The 20,933-nt window shown below is 65.1% G+C and carries 20 protein-coding genes; 17 read left to right on the top strand and 3 right to left on the bottom strand.

The genetic code is table 11. The features are described from left to right. The first annotated feature begins 102 nt into the window (after nucleotides 1–102). The 14 genes from QTH90_RS24095 (at nucleotide 103) to QTH90_RS24030 (ending at nucleotide 13,481) form a co-directional block, all read left to right on the top strand. Nucleotides 103–591, top strand: a complete 489-nt coding sequence (locus QTH90_RS24095) for an ATP synthase subunit I (protein WP_286667100.1) — start codon at nucleotides 103–105, stop codon at nucleotides 589–591. A 12-nt stretch (nucleotides 592–603) separates the two neighbouring features. Beyond that, the gene (gene atpB / locus QTH90_RS24090) at nucleotides 604–1,461 is read left to right on the top strand and encodes a F0F1 ATP synthase subunit A (protein WP_286667099.1); all 858 of its coding nucleotides are present in this window, start codon (nucleotides 604–606) and stop codon (nucleotides 1,459–1,461) included. Nucleotides 1,462–1,519: 58 nt separating this feature from the next. Next, on the top strand, nucleotides 1,520–1,783 hold the full coding sequence (atpE, locus tag QTH90_RS24085; protein ID WP_019657641.1) for a F0F1 ATP synthase subunit C: 264 nt from the start codon (nucleotides 1,520–1,522) through the stop codon (nucleotides 1,781–1,783). Nucleotides 1,784–1,863: 80 nt separating this feature from the next. Then, nucleotides 1,864–2,334: a F0F1 ATP synthase subunit B gene (locus tag QTH90_RS24080; RefSeq protein WP_286569560.1), complete on the top strand. Its 471-nt coding sequence runs from the start codon at nucleotides 1,864–1,866 to the stop codon at nucleotides 2,332–2,334. Between the two features lie 6 nt (nucleotides 2,335–2,340). Continuing rightward, nucleotides 2,341–2,874, top strand: coding sequence for a F0F1 ATP synthase subunit delta (locus QTH90_RS24075; protein ID WP_286667098.1), 534 nt, complete (start codon nucleotides 2,341–2,343; stop codon nucleotides 2,872–2,874). A 36-nt stretch (nucleotides 2,875–2,910) separates the two neighbouring features. Continuing rightward, complete coding sequence (atpA, locus tag QTH90_RS24070) at nucleotides 2,911–4,464, top strand: F0F1 ATP synthase subunit alpha (protein ID WP_286667097.1); 1,554 nt, start codon at nucleotides 2,911–2,913, stop codon at nucleotides 4,462–4,464. A 21-nt stretch (nucleotides 4,465–4,485) separates the two neighbouring features. Then, on the top strand, nucleotides 4,486–5,361 hold the full coding sequence (gene atpG, locus QTH90_RS24065; RefSeq protein ID WP_286667096.1) for a F0F1 ATP synthase subunit gamma: 876 nt from the start codon (nucleotides 4,486–4,488) through the stop codon (nucleotides 5,359–5,361). 43 nt (nucleotides 5,362–5,404) lie between these two features. After that, nucleotides 5,405–6,820, top strand: coding sequence for a F0F1 ATP synthase subunit beta (gene atpD / locus QTH90_RS24060; protein WP_286667095.1), 1,416 nt, complete (start codon nucleotides 5,405–5,407; stop codon nucleotides 6,818–6,820). 12 nt (nucleotides 6,821–6,832) lie between these two features. Further along, complete coding sequence (locus QTH90_RS24055; RefSeq protein ID WP_286569566.1) at nucleotides 6,833–7,252, top strand: F0F1 ATP synthase subunit epsilon; 420 nt, start codon at nucleotides 6,833–6,835, stop codon at nucleotides 7,250–7,252. A 225-nt stretch (nucleotides 7,253–7,477) separates the two neighbouring features. Then, the gene (locus tag QTH90_RS24050) at nucleotides 7,478–8,647 is read left to right on the top strand and encodes an ROK family protein (protein ID WP_286667249.1); all 1,170 of its coding nucleotides are present in this window, start codon (nucleotides 7,478–7,480) and stop codon (nucleotides 8,645–8,647) included. Further along, nucleotides 8,644–10,176 carry a sugar ABC transporter ATP-binding protein gene (locus QTH90_RS24045; RefSeq protein ID WP_286667094.1) on the top strand — a complete coding sequence of 511 codons (1,533 nt, stop codon included), beginning with the start codon at nucleotides 8,644–8,646 and terminating at the stop codon, nucleotides 10,174–10,176. Before QTH90_RS24050 ends, QTH90_RS24045 begins: the two co-directional genes overlap by 4 nt. Continuing rightward, entirely contained in the window at nucleotides 10,145–11,167 is a 1,023-nt protein-coding gene (locus QTH90_RS24040; RefSeq protein WP_286667093.1) for an ABC transporter permease, read from the top strand. The genes QTH90_RS24045 and QTH90_RS24040 overlap by 32 nt, the downstream gene beginning before the upstream one ends. A 53-nt stretch (nucleotides 11,168–11,220) precedes the next feature. Continuing rightward, nucleotides 11,221–12,183 (top strand): substrate-binding domain-containing protein, encoded by a 963-nt coding sequence (locus QTH90_RS24035; protein ID WP_286569570.1) that lies wholly within the window; start codon nucleotides 11,221–11,223, stop codon nucleotides 12,181–12,183. A 131-nt stretch (nucleotides 12,184–12,314) separates the two neighbouring features. Then, the gene (locus QTH90_RS24030) at nucleotides 12,315–13,481 is read left to right on the top strand and encodes a Gfo/Idh/MocA family protein (RefSeq protein ID WP_286667092.1); all 1,167 of its coding nucleotides are present in this window, start codon (nucleotides 12,315–12,317) and stop codon (nucleotides 13,479–13,481) included. A gap of 21 nt (nucleotides 13,482–13,502) precedes the next feature. Here QTH90_RS24030 and QTH90_RS24025 read toward each other — a convergent pair whose 3' ends face one another. Genes QTH90_RS24025 through QTH90_RS24015 form a run of 3 tightly spaced genes read right to left on the bottom strand, consistent with a single transcriptional unit; the run spans nucleotide 13,503 to nucleotide 15,356 of the window. Then, entirely contained in the window at nucleotides 13,503–13,859 is a 357-nt protein-coding gene (locus QTH90_RS24025; protein WP_286667091.1) for a hypothetical protein, read from the bottom strand. 25 nt (nucleotides 13,860–13,884) lie between these two features. Continuing rightward, a complete protein-coding gene (locus QTH90_RS24020) occupies nucleotides 13,885–14,787 on the bottom strand; it encodes a DUF6402 family protein (RefSeq protein WP_286667090.1) in 903 nt (300 codons plus the stop codon). Beyond that, complete coding sequence (locus QTH90_RS24015; RefSeq protein ID WP_286667088.1) at nucleotides 14,784–15,356, bottom strand: PAAR domain-containing protein; 573 nt, start codon at nucleotides 15,354–15,356, stop codon at nucleotides 14,784–14,786. Before QTH90_RS24015 ends, QTH90_RS24020 begins: the two co-directional genes overlap by 4 nt. A 196-nt stretch (nucleotides 15,357–15,552) precedes the next feature. Between QTH90_RS24015 and QTH90_RS24010 the strand changes: the two genes are divergently transcribed. Genes QTH90_RS24010 through QTH90_RS24000 form a run of 3 tightly spaced genes read left to right on the top strand, consistent with a single transcriptional unit; the run spans nucleotide 15,553 to nucleotide 20,899 of the window. Continuing rightward, a complete protein-coding gene (locus QTH90_RS24010) occupies nucleotides 15,553–16,614 on the top strand; it encodes a ligase-associated DNA damage response exonuclease (protein WP_286667087.1) in 1,062 nt (353 codons plus the stop codon). After that, the gene (locus QTH90_RS24005) at nucleotides 16,611–18,257 is read left to right on the top strand and encodes an ATP-dependent DNA ligase (RefSeq protein ID WP_286667086.1); all 1,647 of its coding nucleotides are present in this window, start codon (nucleotides 16,611–16,613) and stop codon (nucleotides 18,255–18,257) included. The genes QTH90_RS24010 and QTH90_RS24005 overlap by 4 nt, the downstream gene beginning before the upstream one ends. Further along, nucleotides 18,254–20,899, top strand: a complete 2,646-nt coding sequence (locus QTH90_RS24000; protein WP_286667085.1) for a ligase-associated DNA damage response DEXH box helicase — start codon at nucleotides 18,254–18,256, stop codon at nucleotides 20,897–20,899. The genes QTH90_RS24005 and QTH90_RS24000 overlap by 4 nt, the downstream gene beginning before the upstream one ends. The last annotated feature ends 34 nt before the right edge of the window (nucleotides 20,900–20,933 follow it).

Genomic DNA, 20,933 nt, shown 5'->3' with positions numbered 1-20,933 from the left:
CATTTCCTCGATCGCCCCCGGGAACCGGCGGAAGGTCGTGGCTTTTTACTTATAATCAATGGCTTTGTAGAAATTCTGGGTCGTCATCCGGGCTTCATTCCAATGAAAACAATCGCCCGCGATGTCTCGAAGGACGTCCATGAGGACAGTTCCGACCTGGACGAGGATTTCAAGCCGTTGACCGCCGAGGAGGCCCAACGGCTACGCGACAGGAAGCCGTTGATCTCGCCGTGGCGCGTGATCGCGATTCAGGTCGTTGCGGGACTGCTGGTGGCGTTGGCCGCCTGGGGTCTGACGGGGAGGCAAAATCTGGGATGGTCCGCCGCATACGGCGCACTGGCAGTGGTTCTTCCATCTGCGGTGTTCGCACGGGGGCTGACCGGACGGTTTTCTTCCCTGAATCCAGGCACTGCGGTGTTTGGGTTCTTCTTGTGGGAAATGGTCAAGATGGCCTTGACGGTGGCGATGCTGATCGCCGCGCCAAGGCTGGTAGTGGCGCTGAGCTGGCCGGCAATGCTGGTGGGCTTGGTGGTGACAATGAAGGCGGCTTGGGTGGCGGTGATGCTGGCCCCCAAGCGCCTGAAACTTTGAGACGAGTAACGGATGGCTGCTGAAAACGCTGCGGAACACGGTATGACCGCTGGTGAATACATCGTTCACCATTTGACGCATCTTCAAAGCTCGAAGCCCGGAGGCGTCGCCGACCTCTCCGTTTTCAATTTCGACTCGCTGTTCTTCTCGATCGCGCTCGGCGTGCTCGGCTGCTGGCTCATGTGGCTGGCTGCGCGCAAGGCCACTTCGGGCGTGCCGGGGCGCTTCCAGGCTGCGGTCGAAATCCTGGTCGAAGTTGTCGACCAGCAGGCCAAGGGCATCGTTCACAACGCCGAGAGCCGCAAGTTCGTCGCTCCGCTGGCGCTGACGATCTTCCTGTGGATCTTCCTGCTCAATGCGATGGACTTGCTGCCCGTCGACCTGCTGCCCGCCATCTGGGGTCAGATCCACGGCGATCCGCACCATGCTTACCTGCGCGTCGTGCCGACGGCCGACCTCTCGGTGGCCATGGGCTTCTCGGTCACGGTCCTGCTGATCTGCCTGTACTACAACATCAAGATCAAGGGCCTGGGTGGCTGGGTGCACGAGCTCTTCACGGCACCTTTCGGCAACCACTGGGCGCTGTACCCCTTCAACTTCGCGATGCAGATGATCGAGTTCGTCGCCAAGACCGTCTCGCACGGCATGCGGCTGTTCGGCAACATGTACGCCGGCGAACTGATCTTCCTGCTGATCGCCCTCATGGGCGGGGCATGGACCCTGTCCGCCACCGGCATCCTGCTGGCCCTGGGCCACATCATCGCCGGCACGGCCTGGGCCATCTTCCACATCCTGATCATCACGCTGCAAGCCTTCGTGTTCATGATGTTGACGCTGGTGTACGTGGGCCAGGCGCACGATCACCACTGATCATCCCGTTCGTTTTCGTTTTTCTTTTCTCTTCAACCAAAGTCCTCTAGGAGTCATCATGGAAGTTATCAGCTTTGTCGCACTGGCCGCCGGCCTGATCATCGGTCTGGGCGCTGTCGGTGCATGTATCGGCATCGGCATCATGGGCAGCAAGTACCTCGAATCGGCTGCACGTCAACCCGAGCTGATGGGCGAACTGCAAACCAAGATGTTCCTGCTGGCTGGTCTGATCGACGCCGCGTTCATTATCGGTACCGGTATCGCGCTGTGGTTCGCAACGGCCAACCCCTTCCTCTCGCAAATCGCCAACCTGCCGAAGTAATCGGGTCCAGGCTTTCTCGTCGAACCCATGTCGTTCTTCGTTGAATGGCCGCGGATTCATTCCCAAAGAGAGGGTGAAAAGTGAGCATTACCGGTACCCTGATCATCCAGATGATCGTGTTCCTGATTCTTGTCGGGTTCACGATGAAGTTTGTGTGGCCGCCGATCGCGAAGGCGCTGGACGATCGTGCCCAGAAGATCGCCGAAGGCCTCGCAGCCGCCGACAAGGCCAAGAGCGAACTGTCCGCCGCCAACAAGCGCGTGGAAGTCGAGCTCGGCCAGGCGCGTAACGAGTCCGCCCAGCGTCTTGCCGATGCCGAACGTCGTGCGCAGGCCATCGTTGAAGAGGCCAAGGCCCGCGCCACGGAAGAAGGCAACAAGATCGTTGCGGCAGCCCGCGTGGAAGCCGACCAGCAGGCCCTCAAGGCACGCGAAGCACTGCGCGAGCAGGTCGCTGCTCTGGCCGTCAAGGGCGCTGAACAGATCCTGCGCAAGGAAGTGAATCCGGCCGTCCACGCCGATTTGCTCGCCCGCCTGCAAACGGAACTCTGATCAGCCATGGCAGAACTCGCCACCATTGCACGTCCCTACGCCGAGGCGCTGTTCAAGGCGTCCTCGTCGGACCTGGCCGGTGCCGGCGCATGGCTCGAACAAGTCGCAGCCATCGCCAGCAACCCCGAGCTCCAGCAGTTCGCGGACAACCCCAAGGCCACGCCCGAACAGGTGCTCGGCGTGATCGCCGGTGCCAACGGTTCGCCGCTGCCGCCCGCAGCGAACAACTTCCTGACGGCATTGCTCGAGAACGGCCGCTTCACCGCGCTGCCGGAAATCGCGAAGCAATTCCGGACGCTGGCGAACGCCCAGAGCGGCTCGTCCGATGCGGTGGTGTACAGCGCCTTCCCCATCGATGCCAGCGCGCTGGGAACCGTCGCCGCAACGCTCGAAAAGCGCTTCGGCCGCAAGCTGCAGGTCACGGTCCAGCAGGATCCGTCGCTGATCGGCGGCATCCGTGTGGTGGTCGGCGACGAGGTGCTCGACACCTCCGTCAAAGCGCGCCTTGAACAAATGAAAGTTGCGCTGGCAGCCGCCTGAGGCCGTCAGCCCCCTTAAAGAAAGAAGGAAAGAGTCATGCAACTCAATCCCGCAGAAATTTCCGAACTGATCAAGAGCCGCATCGAGGGTCTCGGCGTCAGCGCGAACATCCGCAACGAAGGCACCGTGGTGTCGGTGACCGACGGCATCGTGCGCGTGCACGGCCTGTCGGACGCGATGCAGGGCGAAATGCTCGAGTTCCCGCCCAGCGCCGACGGCACGCCGTCGTTCGGCCTCGCGCTGAACCTCGAGCGCGACTCGGTGGGCGCCGTGATTCTGGGCGAGTACGAGCACATCTCCGAAGGCGACACCGTCAAGTGCACGGGCCGCATTCTGGAAGTGCCCGTCGGCCCCGAACTCATCGGCCGCGTGGTGAACGCCCTGGGCCAGCCGATCGACGGCAAGGGTCCGGTCAACGCCAAGATGACCGACGTGATCGAAAAGGTCGCTCCCGGCGTGATCGCACGGAAGTCCGTCGACCAGCCGATGCAGACCGGCCTGAAGTCCATCGACTCGATGGTGCCGATCGGCCGTGGCCAGCGCGAGCTGATCATCGGCGACCGCCAGACCGGCAAGACCGCCGTGGCGATCGATGCGATCATCAACCAGAAGGGTCAGAACATGACCTGCGTCTACGTTGCGATCGGCCAGAAGGCTTCGTCGATCAAGAACGTGGTGCGCGCTCTGGAACAAGCCGGCGCGATGGAATACACCATCGTGGTTGCCGCCTCCGCTTCGGAATCGGCCGCCATGCAATACGTCAGCGCCTATTCGGGCTGCACGATGGGCGAATACTTCCGCGACCGCGGCCAGGACGCGCTGATCGTCTATGACGACCTGTCCAAGCAAGCCGTGGCTTACCGTCAGGTCTCGCTGCTGCTGCGCCGCCCGCCAGGCCGCGAAGCCTACCCCGGCGACGTGTTCTATCTCCACAGCCGTCTGCTCGAACGCGCAGCCCGCGTGAACGCCGACTACGTCGAAGCCTTCACCAAGGGTGAAGTCAAGGGCAAGACCGGTTCGCTGACCGCACTGCCCATCATCGAAACGCAAGCCGGCGACGTGTCCGCCTTCGTTCCGACGAACGTGATCTCGATCACCGACGGCCAGATCTTCCTGGAAACCAACCTGTTCAACGCCGGTATCCGCCCCGCCATCAACGCCGGTATCTCGGTGTCGCGCGTGGGTTCGTCGGCACAGACGAAGGTCATCAAGGGCCTGTCCGGCGGTATCCGTACCGACCTGGCGCAGTACCGTGAACTGGCTGCGTTCGCGCAGTTCGCTTCCGACCTCGACGAAGCCACCCGCAAGCAGCTCGACCGCGGTGCCCGCGTGACCGAACTGCTGAAGCAGGCGCAGTACAGCCCGCTGCCCATCTCGCTGATGGGTGCCTCGCTGTTCGCCGTGAACAAGGGCTTCATGGACGACCTGGACGTGAAGAAGGTTCTGCCTTTCGAACACGGCCTGCACCAGTTCCTCAAGTCCAGCTACGCCCCGCTGCTCGACAAGATCGAACAGGCCAAGGCCATCGACAAGGACGCCGAGGCCGAGCTGACCGCAGCCGTCACGTCGTTCAAGAAGTCGTTCGCCTGATCGACCACGCAAGGAGCCCCAATGGCAGCTGGTAAGGAAATCCGCGGCAAGATCAAATCGGTGGAGAACACCAAGAAGATCACCAAGGCCATGGAAATGGTGGCCGCGTCGAAGATGCGCAAGGCGCAGGAACGCATGCGTGCCGCCCGCCCCTACAGCGAGAAGATCCGCAACATCGCGGCCAATCTCGGCCAGGCGAACCCGGAGTACACGCACGCCTTCATGAAGACGCACGACGTCAAGGCGTCGGGCTTCATCCTCGTCACGACCGACAAGGGTCTGTGCGGCGGCATGAACACCAACGTGCTTCGCGCCTTGACCACCAAGATGCGCGAAGAGCAGTCGGCTGGCGTCGCCATCGAGGCCGTCGCGATCGGCAACAAGGGCCTGGGTTTCCTGAACCGTGTTGGCGCGCGCGTGGTCTCGCATGTCACCCAGCTGGGCGACACGCCGCACCTCGACAAGCTGATCGGCCCGGTCAAGGTGCTGCTCGACGCTTACGCCGAAGGCAAGCTCAGCGCGGTCTACCTCTGCTACACCAAGTTCATCAACACGATGCGCCAGGAGTCGGTGGTCGAGCAACTGCTGCCGCTGCAGGCCGACTCGCTGAAGGTCGAGAAGGGCCAGCACTCGTGGGACTACATCTACGAGCCCGATGCGCAGAGCGTGATCGACGAGCTGCTGGTGCGCTACGTCGAATCGCTGGTGTACCAGGCCGTGGCCGAGAACATGGCTTCGGAGCAGTCGGCACGCATGGTCGCGATGAAGTCGGCCACCGACAACGCGGGCAACGTCATCAACGAACTCAAGCTGGTCTACAACAAGACCCGCCAGGCAGGCATCACCAAAGAGCTGTCGGAGATCGTTTCGGGCGCCGCGGCGGCCGCGGGCGTCTGAGCCCTTCGGACCTCAACAGATTTAAATTTTTATCGGAGCAGACATGGCTCAAGCAGAAGCAGTTCAAGGCAAGATCGTTCAATGTATCGGCGCCGTGGTCGACGTGGAATTTCCGCGCGACAAGATGCCCAAGATCTACGACGCCCTGAAGTACGAAAGCGGCGGGCTGACCCTCGAGGTGCAGCAGCAGCTCGGCGACGGCGTGGTGCGCACCATTGCGCTGGGCTCGTCCGACGGCCTGCGTCGCGGCCTGATCGTGACCAACACCGGCGCACCCATCACGGTGCCCGTGGGCAAGGCCACGCTGGGCCGGATCATGGACGTGCTGGGTCGTCCCATCGACGAACGCGGTGAAGTGGGCCAGGAACTCCAGGCCTCGATCCACCGCAAGGCACCCGAGTACGACGAACTCTCGCCCTCGCAAGACCTGCTGGAAACCGGCATCAAGGTGATCGACCTGGTGTGCCCGTTCGCCAAGGGCGGCAAGGTGGGCCTGTTCGGCGGTGCCGGCGTGGGCAAGACCGTGAACATGATGGAGCTCATCAACAACATCGCCAAGGCGCACTCGGGCTTGTCCGTGTTTGCCGGCGTGGGTGAGCGCACTCGCGAAGGCAACGACTTCTATCACGAGATGGCCGACTCCGGCGTCGTGAACCTCGAGAAGCTCGAAGACTCGAAGGTGGCCATGGTCTACGGCCAGATGAACGAACCCCCGGGCAACCGTCTGCGCGTCGCGCTGACCGGCCTGACCATCGCCGAGTCGTTCCGCGACGAAGGCCGTGACGTTCTGTTCTTCGTCGACAACATCTACCGCTACACGCTGGCCGGTACCGAAGTGTCGGCTCTGCTGGGCCGCATGCCTTCCGCCGTGGGCTACCAGCCGACGCTGGCCGAGGAAATGGGCCGTCTGCAAGAGCGGATCACGTCGACCAAGGTCGGCTCGATCACCTCGATCCAGGCCGTGTACGTCCCTGCCGACGACTTGACCGACCCGTCGCCCGCCACGACCTTCGCCCACTTGGACTCGACCGTGGTGCTGTCGCGTGACATCGCTTCGCTCGGTATCTACCCCGCCGTGGACCCGCTGGACTCGACCTCGCGTCAGCTCGACCCGCTGGTGGTTGGCGAAGAGCACTACAACGTGGCCCGCGCCGTGCAAGGCACGCTGCAGCGCTACAAGGAACTGCGCGACATCATCGCGATTCTTGGCATGGACGAACTGGCACCGGAAGACAAGCTGGCCGTGGCCCGCGCCCGGAAGATCCAGCGCTTCCTGTCGCAGCCCTTCCACGTTGCCGAAGTGTTCACCGGCTCGCCCGGCAAGTACGTGCCGCTGTCGGAAACCATCCGCGGCTTCAAGATGATCGTGAACGGCGAAGCCGACCACCTGCCGGAACAAGCGTTCTACATGGTGGGTGGCATCGACGAAGCGTTCGAAAAGGCCAAGAAGGTCGCTTAAGAAGGAATCACCATGGCAGGCACCATTCATGTGGACGTGGTCAGCGCCGAGGAGTCCATCTTCTCGGGCGAGGCCAAGTTCGTCGCGCTGCCCGGTGAAGCCGGCGAGCTCGGCATCTACCCGCGCCACACGCCGCTGATCACGCGCATCCGCCCCGGCGCGGTGCGCATCGAAACGGCCGATGGCGGCGAGGAATTCGTCTTCGTGGCCGGCGGCATCCTGGAAGTGCAGCCGAACACGGTGACCGTGCTGTCCGACACCGCGATCCGCGGCAAGGACCTCGACGACGAGAAGGCCAACGTGGCCAAGGCCGCCGCCGAAGAAGCGCTGAAGAACGCCAAGACGGACATCGACATCGCGATGGCTCAGTCGGAACTCGCCGTGATGGCCGCCCAACTGGCCGCACTGCGCAAGTACCGTCAGAAGAAGTAAGCGACACCGCTCGCTTCGAACAAAAAGCCGCCTTCGGGCGGCTTTTTTCATTTGCGCGTCGCTTTGGCGTCACTTCGGCTTGAATTTGGCCGAAGTTAAGTCTTGTTCGGCTGAAGCTCCGACCCTAGTATTCGCCTGCGCTCCGACCGGTCACACCGGCGGAGGCAAAGAAGAATACGACGGAGACAACGCTTGGCCCCCTGGAGCCGACTGACCGCGGACGAGATGCAACTGCTGGAGACCACGTTCTGGTCCGCCGGCGGGTCGCGCCATGGCATGGCCGAACAGCTCGGTTTCTCCAAGAGCAAAGCCAATTCACTCATCGCCGGTCTCGTCGAACAGGGGCTGCTCGCGGAGGCGGGATTGCAGCGCTCCTCCGGTGGCCGTCGCCCGGAAAACCTGCAACTGCATGGCGGCCTCGGGGCGCTGGTGGGGGTCGACATCGGCGCCACGAGTCTCGACGTGGCCGTTCTTGCCCCCGATATGGCAGTGCTTGCGCATCACGCCGAGCCGGCCGACGTGCGCGAAGGTCCGGGCGTCGTCCTGGCGCGCGTGCGCGTGCTGGTCCGTGAACTTCTGGCGCGGGCCGGCTTCGACGCCAGGCAGGTGATCGGCATCGGCATCGGCGTGCCGGGACCGGTCAACTTCGAAATCGGGCAACTGGTCAACCCGCCGCTGATGCCGGCCTGGGACAGCTTCTCGATCCGCGATTACCTGCGTGAAGACTACGCGGCGCCCGTGTTCGTCGACAACGACGTCAACCTGATGGCGCTCGGCGAACTCTGGCGGCTGAAGCGCTCGCTCTCCAACTTCCTCGTGATCAAGGTGGGCACCGGCATCGGCTGCGGCATCGTCTGCCATGGCGAGGTGTACCGCGGCGCGGCCGGGTCCGCCGGGGACGTCGGCCACATCTGCGTCGACCAGGAAGGGCCGCGCTGCCACTGCGGCAACCTCGGCTGTGTCGAGGCGATGGCGGCGGGCCCGGCGATCACTCGCATGGCGGTACAGGCGGCCGAAGCAGGGGAGAGCGATGCGCTGGCCGAATGCCTGCGCACGCAAGGCCGCATCGAAGCAGTCGATGTCGGGCAGGCCAGCCGTGCCGGCGATGCGGCAGCCAATGCGATCGTGCAGCGTGCCGGCAGCCTGATCGGACAGATGCTTGCGTCGATCGTCAACTTCTTCAATCCGTCGCACGTATTCATCGGCGGCGGCATCACGCGCATTGGTCCGCTATTTCTCGCGGCGGTGCGGCAGAGCGTGTATCAGCGCTCGTTGGCCTTGTCGACACGGCACCTGGAGATCCAGTACACGCCGCTGGGCGCGCAGGCTGGGCTGATCGGCGCGGGCGTGCTGGCGATGCAGGAGACGCTCAAGGCGCGGGGAGTGGCGCCATGAGCCCAGTGAGCGCGCAAGCGCTGAGCCCCAAGGCGGCCGTCTCGGTCGAGTTCGACAAGGTCCTGAAGTCCTTCGGCCCCGTCGAGGTGCTGCATGGCGTGAGCTTCTCGCTCGAACCCGGCCGCATCTACGGCCTGCTCGGCGAAAACGGCGCGGGCAAGTCCACGCTGATGAAGATCCTCGCGGGCTACGAATCGCTCACGGGCGGCAGCTTGCGGGTCAACGGCGAGCTGCACGAATTCGCCAGCTCGCGCGATGCCGAGGCGCTGGGCATCGTGCTGATCCACCAGGAGTTCAACCTCGCCGAAGACTTGAGCGTTGCGCAGAACATCTTCCTCGGCCACGAGAAGAAAAAGGGCTGGCTGCTCGACGACGCCGCGATGGAGCGCGACGCTGCCGCCGCGCTCGCGCAGGTCGGGCTGAACATCGATCCGACGACGAAGGTGCGTCGACTGATCGTCGCCGAGAAGCAACTGGTCGAGATCGCCAAGGCCGTCTCGCGCCATGCGCGGCTGCTGATCATGGACGAGCCCACCGCCACGCTCACGCCCGGCGAGACCGAACGCCTCTTCAAGCTGATCGCGCAACTCCGCGCGGACGGCGTGACCATCGTCTACATCTCGCACAAGCTCGACGAGGTGGAGCGCGTGACCGACGAGGTGGTCGTGATGCGCGACGGCCGCTTCGTGACGCGCGCGCTGACGTCGGACGTCACCCGCCACCAGATGGCGAACCTGATGGTCGGCCGCGAGCTGGCGGACCTCTACCCGCCCCGCGACGTGGTCGTCACGGACACCGCCCCGGCGATGCAGGTGCGCAACTTCACCGTGCCGGGCTGGGCGGACAACGCGAGCTTCGAAGTGCGCCCCGGCGAAATCCTCGGCTTCGCGGGCTTGGTGGGTGCGGGTCGCACCGAACTCTTCGAAGGCCTGCTGGGCCTGCGTCCCGCGAGCGGCACGGTCGAGATCCAGGGACGCGCGGTGACATTGCGCAACCCCCGCGAAGCTGCCCGCCACGGCCTGACCTACCTCAGCGAGGACCGCAAGGGCAAGGGCCTGCACGTGCACCTGGGCTTGCGCCAAAACCTCACGCTGATGGCGCTCGAACGCTACGCCAAGCCATGGCTGCAGCCCGATGCCGAACGCGCTGCGCTGGCCGAGGCCGTGAAGGACTATGGCATCCGCACCGGCGATCTCGATGCGCGGGCCTCGTCGCTCTCCGGCGGCAACCAGCAGAAGCTGGCGCTCGCGAAGGTGCTGCAGCCGCAGCCCAAGGTCGTGGTGCTCGACGAGCCCACGCGCGGCGTCGACGTCGGCGCCAAGCGCGACATCTATTTCCTGATCCAGCGACTGGCCCGTCAGGGGCTGGCCGTGATCGTCGTCTCGTCCGAGTTGATGGAACTGATCGGCCTGTGCCACCGCGTCGCGGTGATGCGCGCAGGTCGTCTCGTCACGACGCTCGACGCCGACCATCTAACCGAAGAGGAGCTCATCGCTCATGCCACCGGAACCGCCCCCAGCCACGCCTGAGGCCGCCGCGGCCCATCGCGGCGAATCCAAGGTGCACTGGCTCCAGCGCCTGCACGGCCTCGGCCCTGTCATCGGCCTGGTGCTGCTGTGCATCGCCGGCACGCTGCTCAATGGCGATTTCGCCACGCTCGACAACCTGATGAACGTGCTCACCCGCACGGCCTTCATCGGCATCATCGCGGTCGGCATGTGCTTCGTGATCATCTCCGGCGGCATCGACCTGTCGGTGGGCTCGATGGCCGCATTGATCGCCGGTTGCGTGATCATGTTCATCAACGCGATGGGCCCGGCGCTCGGTTCGCCGCTGCTGGCGGTGATGCTCGGCGCTGTGCTCGCCGTGGTGCTGGGCGCAACCTTCGGCCTCGCGCACGGCTTGCTGATCACCAAGGGGCGTATCGAGCCCTTCATCGTGACGCTGGGCACGCTCGGCATCTTCCGCGCTTACCTGACCTACTTTGCCGACGGCGGCGCGCTCACGCTCGACAACGAGCTGTCGGACCTCTACGCGCCGGTCTACTACGCGAGCCTGCTGGGCATTCCGGTGCCGGTGTGGGTGTTCTTCATCGTCGCGGTGATCGGCGGCGTCATCCTCAACCGCACCGCCTACGGACGCTACGTGCAGGCCATCGGCTCGAACGAGCAGGTGGCGCGCTATGCCGCCGTCGGCGTGGACGGCGTGAAGATCCTCACCTACGTGCTGCTCGGCGTCTGCGTCGGCATCGCGACCTTGCTCTACGTGCCGCGCCTCGGCTCGGCATCGCCGACCACCGGCCTGCTGTGGGAGCTGGAGGCGATCGCCGCGGTGATCGTCGGCGGCACCGCGCTCAAGGGCGGCGCGGGCAGCATCACCGGCACCGTGATCGGCGCGATCCTGCTCTCGGTCATCAGCAACATCCTGAACCTCACCAGCATCATCAGCGTGTACCTCAACGCGGCGGTGCAGGGCATCGTGATCATCGTCGTCGCCTTCCTGCAGCGCGGGCGACGCTGATGCGTGTGGATTTCCGTCCGTTCCATTTCATTCACCACAAGGAGACAAGCAGCATGACTTCCATCACCCGACGCCTGGCGCTGAGCGCCGTCGCCGCCGCGAGTTTCGCGGCCTTTCCGGCCCTCGCGGCCGAGCCGGTGAATCTCGGCGTGTCGATCCCCGCGGCGACGCACAGCTTCATGGGCGGCATCAACTACTGGGCCAACCAGGCGAAGAAGGACCTCGAGAAAGAGCACAAGGACCTGAAGATCACCATCAAGACAGCAGCCAACGCGCCCGAGCAGGCGAACCAGCTGCAGGACTTGTCGACGGTGACGAAGATCAACGCGCTCGTGATCTTCCCCTTCGAGTCGGCAGCGCTCACCAAGCCGGTCGCCCAGGTCAAGGCCAAGGGCACCTACGTCACCGTGGTCGACCGCGGCCTGACCGACACCAGCGCGCAGGACGCCTACGTGGCCGGCGACAACACCGCCTTCGGCAAGATTCCGGCCGAGTACATCGCGAAGAAACTCAACGGCAAGGGCAACGTGGTTGCGCTGCGCGGCATCGCCACCACGCTGGACAACGAGCGCATGGACGCCTTCAACAGCGTGCTCAAGAACTACCCCGACATCAAGCTGCTCGATGCCAAGTACGCCAACTGGAACCGCGACGACGCCTTCAAGGTCACGCAGGACTACCTGACGCGCTTCAAGAACATCGACGCCATCTGGGCCGCCGACGACGACATGGCCGTGGGCGTGCTGAAGGCGGTCGAGCAGGCCAAGCGCGATGACATCAAGGTGATCTTCGGCGGCGCGGGCGCCAAGGGCATGGTCAAGACCATCATCGACGGCAAGGACCCGCGCATCGATGCGGACGTGAGCTATTCGCCCAAGTTCATCTACGACGCGATCAAGCTCACGGCCGAGGCGCGCCTGAAGGGCGAGAAGCTGCCGGCGACGACGATCATTCCTTCGGTGCTGATCACCAAGGACAACGCCAAGAGCTTCTATCACCCCGATAGTCCGTTCTGAGCTCGCCCCCAGGCTGCGCGCACTTCGTGTCGCTTCGCCTACCCCCTGACCGGGGGCAACACCAGCGGACCGGCAAAGCCGGTTCCGCGGTGTTTCACCAACGGCGCGCGCTTCGCGGCGCATGAATATCCATGACTCACGATACTTTTCAACGCAGGCTGCGCTACGCCATGGTTGGCGGAGGGCGGGATGCATTCATCGGCGCGGTGCATCGCAAGGCGATTGCGCTTGACGGGCAGGTCGAGCTGGTGGCGGGTGCGCTGTCCTCAAGTCCTGAGAAGGCGAAAGCCTCGGGGCGCGATCTGTTCCTTGCGGACGATCGCAATCACGGGGACTGGCGGGCGCTGCTGGATGACGAGCTGAAGCGACCGGCCGATGAGCGGATCGACTTCGTTTCGATCGTCACGCCGAACCATGTGCACTTTCCGGTGGCGCATGCGTTCGTGGAGGCTGGCTTTCACGTGGTGTGCGACAAGCCGCTGGTGCATACCGGCGATCAGGCCGATGCGCTGGTGGAGGCGGTGGCGCGCAAGGGCACGGTGTTCGGCGTCACCTACAACTACACCGGGTATCCGATGGTTCGGCAGGCGCGCGAGATGGTGCGCTCGGGCGAACTGGGCGAAATCCGCAAGGTGGTTGTCGAATACAACCAGGGCTGGCTGGCGACGCGGCTCGAAGGCGAGGGCAACAAGCAGGCGGCCTGGCGCAGTGATCCGGCGCGCAGCGGGGCTGCGGGTGCCATCGGCGATATCGGGTCGCATGCGGAGAACCTGGTGGCCACGGTCACGGGTCTGGAGATCGAAAGCCTCTGCGCGGACCTGAGTTCGATGGTGGCCGGGCGTGCACTCGATGACGATGGGAGCGTGCTGCTGCGCTTTCGGGGTGGGACGCGCGGCGTGCTGATTGCGTCGCAGATCAATACGGGGCTGGAGAACGACCTGCGGCTTCGTGTCTCGGGCTCGCTGGGCACGCTCGTGTGGCGGCAGGAGCGGCCGAGCGAGCTGGTGCATCTGCCGCTCGATGGGCCGAAGCGCGTCCTCACGCGGGGAGCGCCGTGGCTGTGCGAAGCCGCCCAGCGCGCAAGTCGCTTGCCGGCGGGGCATCCGGAAGGCTTCATCGAGGCTTTCGCGAATGTCTATGGCGGCGTTGCGGCGGATATTCGCGCCCGGCTTTCGGGTGTGCAGGTCGACCCGCTGGCCGCGGACTATCCCCACGTGAAGGATGGTGCGCGCGGGGTGCGCTTCATCGAGCGCACGGTGGCTTCGGCGCACAGCGAGGCCAAGTGGACGGTGTGGTGAGGTCGTTCGAGTCGCCCGTACCTATTCATCACGTCCCGGCGAGGTGGGGAGCTCGTAGTTCCAATACTGCCCGTCGTCGTCCTCACTCATAAAGACTTTAGGCTTGGGGTGCGGGTCGCCGTCAAAACCTGGGAACCAGTGGGGGCCAGCGCCATCACCGAACCGGGTTTTGCCCTCGTACAGCAACTTGCCGGTCTTCTCGTAAAGGCGTGCCGTCCCATATTGGTCGGGGTAGGTGCGCCAGAGTCTTTCCCATACCGTCTGGTGCCTCGTGATGTAGTACTCGCCGTTGGGACTTGGATACGGATTGTTGTATGGATAGTCGAGTGCGTTCCACTTGAACACCAAGTACCAGGCGCAGCCTAGAAGGGCCGCCACGATTGCCCAGCGCCTGACTCGCCTACTAAAGTTCAATGGCCGGTCCACGATAGGCCTCCCAAAGAACGTCCGAGAAAACAAAGAAGTCTCCGCCTTCGTTGCGCTTCTGTTGCCAGCGCCGGAAATCGGCGTTCTCAACCTGCACGAAGTACGGGTATCTCAAGTGGCGGGCCATCAGCGACGCTGGCGTCCGGCTACTGAGCGCCTTGTATTCCGCCATTTGGGCCTTGGTCAGTACGCGCTCCTTGCTCCATACACCGAGGCCCATGAAAGCATCGTCGTACCAACTGGCATTGAAGTCGTAGGTGTCGCGGATGTAGAACCCAAGTTGCTCGACTTCGAACAAGTTCTTGCCGGTCAGCAGGCTGCGGTAGGCCTTCCCGACGACGGCCACTTTCAGCGAGGCTTTGAAAATCGCGCCGAAGTAGTCGTTGAGCGTGTCCCAGGCGCTGCCCAGTTTCAGCGCATTGACCTGGGACTCAAGGTCAAGCTGCATGGCGGACATGTGTTTGTTCCCCAAACGAAGGGTCTGACCAGTCTTCCAACCTGCGTGCTTCAATCGAGTCCGTAGAACGTCGATGCCGTTGGGGGAGTTCCAGCTTCCCTGCAATACCGCCCTGACCGCCTTGACTTGGTCGAAGTTGAGGGCCCAGGCCATCTTGACGATTTGCTCGTCGACCTGGCTCTTGGGGAGCAAGGTGTAATTGATGGGCATCTTGGACGGATGCTCACCGTCACGCCACTCCTGCGGCATGACCCAGGCCGGCTTGGTCGCGAACCAGCGGCGCATCAGCTGTGCCGACACGGTCCACCCCATCTTGTCCATCGCCTTGGGGATATCGTCCAGGTAGACCGCATCCACCTCCACGCGCACTCCCTGCCTGTTTTCCGCCGGTGTCATCCGGGTCGTCTTCACCGGTGCGTTCATGGGCGTATCCCCATGGAAGTCTGGACGAGGTAGGTCAGCACTAGGTTCTGCGCATCCTCCGCATAGGCCTTGGCGGTCGCGCCGTCGTCATAGAGCGTGTCGTGGTGCTCCAGGGCGGTCGTCTTCAGGCCGTAACTGAAGCCGCTGACAGGCTGCCTGGTCTGCTTGTCATGCGCCACGAAGAATTGATCGAATCGTGAGATCGCTTGTTGGTGCCCCGCATAGGCCAGCCAACCCGAGGAGCCGGCCATGGCGGCCACCTCGTGCTTTTCGAATTCCATCCACATGCTGTCGAACAGCGCCTTGAGTCGCGGTGGACTGGCGCATGCACAGATGCACAAATCCCCGTCCAGATTGACTTGGCGTCCGTCAGGACCGGTGTATGGCCGGAACGGCGGGATGCATCGCGTGACGCCCGTCGTCTTGCAATCGGGGCAGTCAACCGGGTCGCCCTCGAAGCAGAGGTATTTGGGCGGTGTTCCCACCGTCACCGTACCTGGTGGCACTCGCACCTTTCCGTTGACCGTGGTGGTGTCGCCATCACGGATGAATGATCGTATAAGTTTCATATCTCCCTTTCTTAGCGATGCGATCGTAGTGGCCGCAGGCTGCCAGGCTTCACGACCAAGGGCTGCGTGGCCGCCGTGACGGACCTTCGGGAGATTTCCCCATCGTTCTTCGGAAAGGTAGGTGCGCGCCGACAGAGCGTCGCGCCTCCAACGTGGCGCGGGACCGGGCGGCACGACCTACGATGTCGGTCGCCTCATGACCCATCCACCGTCCGACGTCCCCGCTTCGAGCGACCTCGTCGTCGCTCGCCCCGAGGGCCTCTACTGCCCGCCGGGCGATTTCTACATCGACCCATGGCGTCCGGTCGATCGCGCCGTGATCACGCATGCGCACTCGGACCATGCACGCGTGGGCCACGGCCACTATCTCGCGCACACCGACAGCGCGGGCACGGTGCGCACCCGGCTCGGCGAGATCACGCTGCAGACGCTGGCCTATGGCGAGAGCATCGTCCACAACGGCGTGCGGCTGTCGCTGCATCCGGCGGGCCACGTGCTCGGCTCGGCGCAGGTGCGGCTGGAGCATGGCGGGCGGGTGTGGGTCGCGTCGGGCGACTACAAGACCGAGCCTGACGGCACCTGCGCGCCCTTCGAACCGGTGCCTTGCGACACCTTCATCACCGAGTCGACCTTCGGCCTGCCGATCTACCGCTGGCCGACACAGCAGGTGCTGTTTGCCGAGATCAACGACTGGTGGCGTGCCAACGCGCAGCAGGGCAGGGCGTCGGTGCTGCTCTGCTATGCGTTCGGCAAGGCGCAGCGCATCCTGCACGGCGTGGACGCGAGCATCGGGCCGATCGTGGTGCACGGCGCGGTCGAGCCGTTGAATGCCGTGTATCGCGCGGCCGGTGTCGCCTTGCCGCCGACCTTGCGCGTGAGCGATCCGGGTGTCGATGCGGCGCTGCTTCAACGCGCGTTGGTGCTCGCGCCGCCGTCGGCCCAAGGCACGCCGTGGATGCGCCGCTTCGGCAACTACTCGGATGCCTTCGCGAGCGGCTGGATGCAACTGCGCGGCACGCGGCGGCGCCGAGGCGTGGAAAGTGGCTTCGTGATGTCCGACCACGCCGACTGGCCCGGCCTGCAGCAGGCCATCGCCGGGACCGGCGCGGAGCGCGTGTTCGTCACGCATGGCAGCGTGGCCGTGATGGTGCGATGGCTCGGCGAGAACGGCCTGGATGCGCAGGCCTTCAGGACCGAGTACGGGGATGAAGATGCAGAGGGTGGCGCGGAGGCCGCTGCTGCCACCGCGACGCCATGAAGCAGTTCGCCGCGCTCTATCGCGAACTGGATGCGACCACTTCCAGCCTGGCGAAGCAGGCCGCCCTTCAGCGCTACCTGCAAATCGCCACGCCCGAGGACGCGGCCTGGGCCGTGTACTTCCTCGCCGGCGGCAAGCCGCGGCAACTCGTGCCTGCCAAGCTGCTGAGGCTGCTGGCGCAAGAGTCGGCAGGCTTGCCCGAATGGCTCTTTGACGAAAGCTACGAAGCCGTCGGCGACTTGGCCGAGACCATCTCGCTGTTGCTGCCGCCGCCGGACGAAACGCACGACCTGGGGCTCGCGGCCTGGATCGAGCAGCATCTGCTGCCCTTGCGCAAGACCCTGCCCGATGCACTGGCGGATGCGTTGCGGTCGCAATGGAAGCGGCTGGCCGTGGATGAGCGGCTGGTGTACTTCAAGCTCATCACGGGCGGCTTTCGCGTCGGCGTCTCGCGATTGCAGGTCACGCAGGCCCTGGCGGCGGTCGGTGCGCTCGATCCCAAGCGCGTCGCGCAGCGGCTCATGGGCTACACGCACATCAGCGGCCAGCCCACAGCGGCCGACTACGCCGCGTTGATTGCGCCGGAAAGCACCGGCGAACTCGACCAGCAGACGAGCGGCCAGCCTTATCCCTTCTTCCTCGCACATCCCTTCAACCTGCCTCTCGAAGCATTCGAAACCACGCTGGGTCCGCCCTCGCAATGGATCATCGAATGGAAGTGGGACGGCATCCGCGCACAACTGGTCAAGCGCGCAGGGCAAGTCTGGTTGTGGTCGCGGGGCGAGGAGTTGGTGACCGATCGCTTCCCCGAGCTCGCGGTGATGGGCGAGACGCTGCCCGAAGGCACCGTGCTCGACGGCGAGATCGTGGTGTGGCGCGACGACCGGGTGCAGCCCTTTGCCGAGCTGCAGAAGCGCATCGGGCGCAAGACGCTCGGCCCGAAGTTGCTTCGCGAGATTCCCGTCGTGCTGCTGGCCTATGACCTGCTCGAATGGCAAGGCCGGGACCTGCGTGCGTTGCCGCAGCAGGAGCGCCGTGTGCTGCTCGACGATCTTCTCGTCGATGCGCAACATCCCTCGCTCGTGGCCAGCCCGATGCTGCATGGAGAAAGCTGGGCCGATCTCGCTCGGCAGCGCGAAGCCGCCCGCTCGATGGGCGTCGAAGGGATGATGCTCAAGCAGCGTGATGCGCACTATGGCGTCGGGCGCACGAAGGACGTGGGCGTGTGGTGGAAGTGGAAGATCGAGCCGCTCTCCGTCGACGCCGTGCTGGTCTACGCCCAGCGCGGCCATGGCCGCCGAGCGAGCCTCTACAGCGACTACACCTTCGCCGTGTGGGACGGGCCACCCGAGGCCGAGGATCGCAAGCTCGTGCCCTTCGCCAAGGCCTACTCGGGGTTGACCGATGCCGAGATGGCGCGCGTGGATGCGGTGATCCGCAAGACCACGATCGAGAGCTTCGGCCCGGTCCGCAGCGTGCGGCCGACGCTGGTGTTCGAGCTGGGCTTCGAAGGCATCGCGCGGAGCACGCGGCACAAGAGCGGCATCGCGGTGCGCTTTCCGCGCATGCTGCGCTGGCGCGAGGACAAGCCGGTGGAAGAGGCCGACACCCTGCAGACGCTCGCTGCGCTGCTGCCCTCATGAAGATCACGAAGCGCGCACTGGATGAGTGGTTCGCCGCCCGCGGCTGGAAACCCTTCCAGTTCCAGAGCGACGTGTGGAAGGCCATCGCGGACGGCCATTCGGGTCTGCTGCACGCGACCACCGGCGCCGGTAAGACCTACGCGGTCTGGCTCGGTGCGCTGCTGGCGTTCGCCGGCGAGGCGAAAGAACGGCGCGCCGGCACTCGCCATGCGCCGCCGCTCACGGTGCTCTGGCTGACGCCGATGCGCGCCCTGGCGGCTGACACCTTGCGCGCCTTACAGCAGGCCCTGGAGGGCCTCGGTGCGGAGGCACACGACTGGAGCGCCGGCGCCCGAAGCGGCGATACCGGCGCGGCCGAACGCAGCGCCCAGAACCAGCGGCTCCCCACGGTGCTGGTCACCACGCCGGAGAGCCTGTCGCTGCTGCTCTCGCGTGCGGACGCAAGAGACGTGCTCGGCACGCTGCGCATGGTGGTCGTCGACGAATGGCACGAACTGCTTGGCAACAAGCGTGGCGTGCAGGTCCAGCTTGCGCTGGCTCGTCTGCGGCGCTGGAACGCGGGGCTTCGGGTGTGGGGCATGTCGGCCACGCTGGGCAATCTCGACGACGCGATGCGGGCGCTGCTGGCCGGCGAGCCGGGCGTGCTGGTGCAGGGCGAGGTGCCCAAGACGCTGGTCATCGATTCGCTGCTGCCCGGCCGTGCCGAGCGCTTTCCGTGGGGCGGGCACCTGGGCCTCACGATGCTGCCGCAGGTGATCGACGAGATCGCGGCCAGCACCACCACGCTGGTCTTCACCAACACGCGTTCGCAATCGGAGATCTGGTATCAGGCGATGCTCGAAGCGCGGCCGGAGTGGGCCGGGCTGATCGCGCTGCATCACGGCTCGCTGGATCGCGCGGTCCGCGAATGGGTGGAGCTGGGCCTGAAGAACGGCGAACTTCGTGCGGTGGTCTGCACGTCGAGTCTGGACCTGGGCGTGGACTTCCTGCCGGTGGAGCGCGTGTTGCAGATCGGTTCGCCCAAAGGCGTGGCGCGGCTGCTTCAGCGCGCGGGACGCTCGGGCCATGCACCCGGGCGACCATCGCGGATCACGCTGGTGCCGACCCACAGCATCGAGATCGTGGAGGGCGCGGCTGCACGCGCAGCAATCGCAGCCGGCCACATCGAGGCCCGGACTTCGCCGGAGCAGCCGCTGGACGTGCTGGTGCAGCACATCGTGACGATTGCGCTGGGCGGCGGCTTCCTGCCCGATGCGCTGTACGACGAGGTGCGCGAGACCGTCGCCTACGCCAACCTGTCGCGTGAAAGCTGGCAGTGGTGCCTGGACTTCGTCTCGCAAGGCGGACCGTCGCTGGCGGCCTACCCGGACTACCGCCGCGCCGTGCCCGATGCGGAGGGCATCTGGCGCGTGCCCGATGCGCGGCTCGCGCGTCGCCACCGGTCGAATATCGGCACCATCGTGAGCGATGCGAGCATGTCGGTGCAGTTCGTCAGCGGCGGGAAGATCGGCAGCGTGGAGGAGGGCTTCGTCGCGCGACTGAAGCCCGGCGACTGCTTCCTGTTCGGCGGGCGACTGCTGGAACTGGTGCGCGTCCACGAGATGACGGCGTGGGTCCGTCGGGCGAGCGGCAAGCGGCCCGCCGTTCCGCGCTGGAACGGCGGGCGTATGCCGCTGTCGAGCACGCTGGCCGACGCCGTGGTGCAGCAGCTTGCACTTGCGGGCGAAGGTCGCTACGACACGGCCGAACTCCAGTGCGTGCGCCCCTTGCTCGACATCCAGCAGCGCTGGTCCGCGCTCCCGACGCCGCAGACGCTGCTCGCCGAAGTGCTGAGGACGCGCGAGGGATGGCATCTGTTCCTGTATCCCTTCGCCGGGCGACCTGTGCATCTGGGCCTCGCGAACCTCATCGCGTGGCGCGTCGCGCAGCATGAGCCGCGCACCTTCTCGATCGCGGTGAACGACTACGGCTTCGAACTGCTGAGCGCGACCGAAGTCGATTGGCCGACCTTGCTGCCGCAGGTGCTGGTGGCCGGGCACGACGCCCTGGCGCTGGAGGCCATCGCGCAGCACGACGAGCGCACGGCACTGTTGCATGAGGTGCTCGCGTCGCTGAACGCGACCGAGCTGGCGCGGCGGCGCTTCCGCGAGATCGCACGGGTGTCGGGGCTGATCTTCCAGAGCTTTCCGGGCGAGAGGCGAAGCAACAAGCAGCTTCAGGCCTCGTCATCGCTGTTCTACGAGGTGTTTCGTAAATACGACCCGGCGAATCGCCTGCTGCAGCAGGCCGAAGAGGAACTGCTCGCGCAGGAACTCGAAATCGGGCGCCTGCGCGCCAGCCTCGTGCGCATGGCGACACAGCAGCTGGTCGTGCAATCGCTGGCGCGCCCCACGCCTTTCGCCTTTCCTCTGATGGTGGAGCGCTTTCGCGAGAAGCTCTCCAACGAAAGCGTGGCGGACCGCATCGCGCGCATGGTGCAGCAACTGGAGACGGCGGCGGGCGGTGCCATGCAGGTCGGCGGTGCGGAACAGGTCAAGGAGACGCTGCGCTTCGGCCAGGAGCAGGCGGCGGATGCGAGCGCGCCCGGTGACGCGGCGCCGCGCAGAAAGCGAAAGACCTCCCGGCCCCTTCCGCCGCTGTAGGCTGGCACGGGCGCGTCGCGCATCTGGGAAACTC

The organism is Variovorax flavidus (assembly GCF_030317145.1).
GTDB lineage: Bacteria > Pseudomonadota > Gammaproteobacteria > Burkholderiales > Burkholderiaceae_C > Variovorax > Variovorax flavidus.
The sequence above is the reverse complement of the archived record's forward strand: the minus strand, read 5'-3'. Positions and strand labels throughout refer to the sequence as shown.

Coding starts and splice junctions, on each gene's coding strand:
- atpG (WP_286667096.1), top strand. CDS start 4,486: ATGGCAGCTGGTAAGGAAATCCGCGGCAAGATCAAATCGGTGGAGAAC.
- QTH90_RS24045 (WP_286667094.1), top strand. CDS start 8,644: ATGAGCCCAGTGAGCGCGCAAGCGCTGAGCCCCAAGGCGGCCGTCTCG.
- atpD (WP_286667095.1), top strand. CDS start 5,405: ATGGCTCAAGCAGAAGCAGTTCAAGGCAAGATCGTTCAATGTATCGGC.
- QTH90_RS24055 (WP_286569566.1), top strand. CDS start 6,833: ATGGCAGGCACCATTCATGTGGACGTGGTCAGCGCCGAGGAGTCCATC.
- atpB (WP_286667099.1), top strand. CDS start 604: ATGGCTGCTGAAAACGCTGCGGAACACGGTATGACCGCTGGTGAATAC.
- QTH90_RS24030 (WP_286667092.1), top strand. CDS start 12,315: ATGACTCACGATACTTTTCAACGCAGGCTGCGCTACGCCATGGTTGGC.
- QTH90_RS24075 (WP_286667098.1), top strand. CDS start 2,341: ATGGCAGAACTCGCCACCATTGCACGTCCCTACGCCGAGGCGCTGTTC.
- QTH90_RS24015 (WP_286667088.1), bottom strand. CDS start 15,356: ATGAAACTTATACGATCATTCATCCGTGATGGCGACACCACCACGGTC.
- atpA (WP_286667097.1), top strand. CDS start 2,911: ATGCAACTCAATCCCGCAGAAATTTCCGAACTGATCAAGAGCCGCATC.
- QTH90_RS24050 (WP_286667249.1), top strand. CDS start 7,478: ATGCAACTGCTGGAGACCACGTTCTGGTCCGCCGGCGGGTCGCGCCAT.
- QTH90_RS24000 (WP_286667085.1), top strand. CDS start 18,254: ATGAAGATCACGAAGCGCGCACTGGATGAGTGGTTCGCCGCCCGCGGC.
- atpE (WP_019657641.1), top strand. CDS start 1,520: ATGGAAGTTATCAGCTTTGTCGCACTGGCCGCCGGCCTGATCATCGGT.
- QTH90_RS24035 (WP_286569570.1), top strand. CDS start 11,221: ATGACTTCCATCACCCGACGCCTGGCGCTGAGCGCCGTCGCCGCCGCG.
- QTH90_RS24005 (WP_286667086.1), top strand. CDS start 16,611: ATGAAGCAGTTCGCCGCGCTCTATCGCGAACTGGATGCGACCACTTCC.
- QTH90_RS24020 (WP_286667090.1), bottom strand. CDS start 14,787: ATGAACGCACCGGTGAAGACGACCCGGATGACACCGGCGGAAAACAGG.
- QTH90_RS24095 (WP_286667100.1), top strand. CDS start 103: ATGAAAACAATCGCCCGCGATGTCTCGAAGGACGTCCATGAGGACAGT.
- QTH90_RS24010 (WP_286667087.1), top strand. CDS start 15,553: ATGACCCATCCACCGTCCGACGTCCCCGCTTCGAGCGACCTCGTCGTC.
- QTH90_RS24040 (WP_286667093.1), top strand. CDS start 10,145: ATGCCACCGGAACCGCCCCCAGCCACGCCTGAGGCCGCCGCGGCCCAT.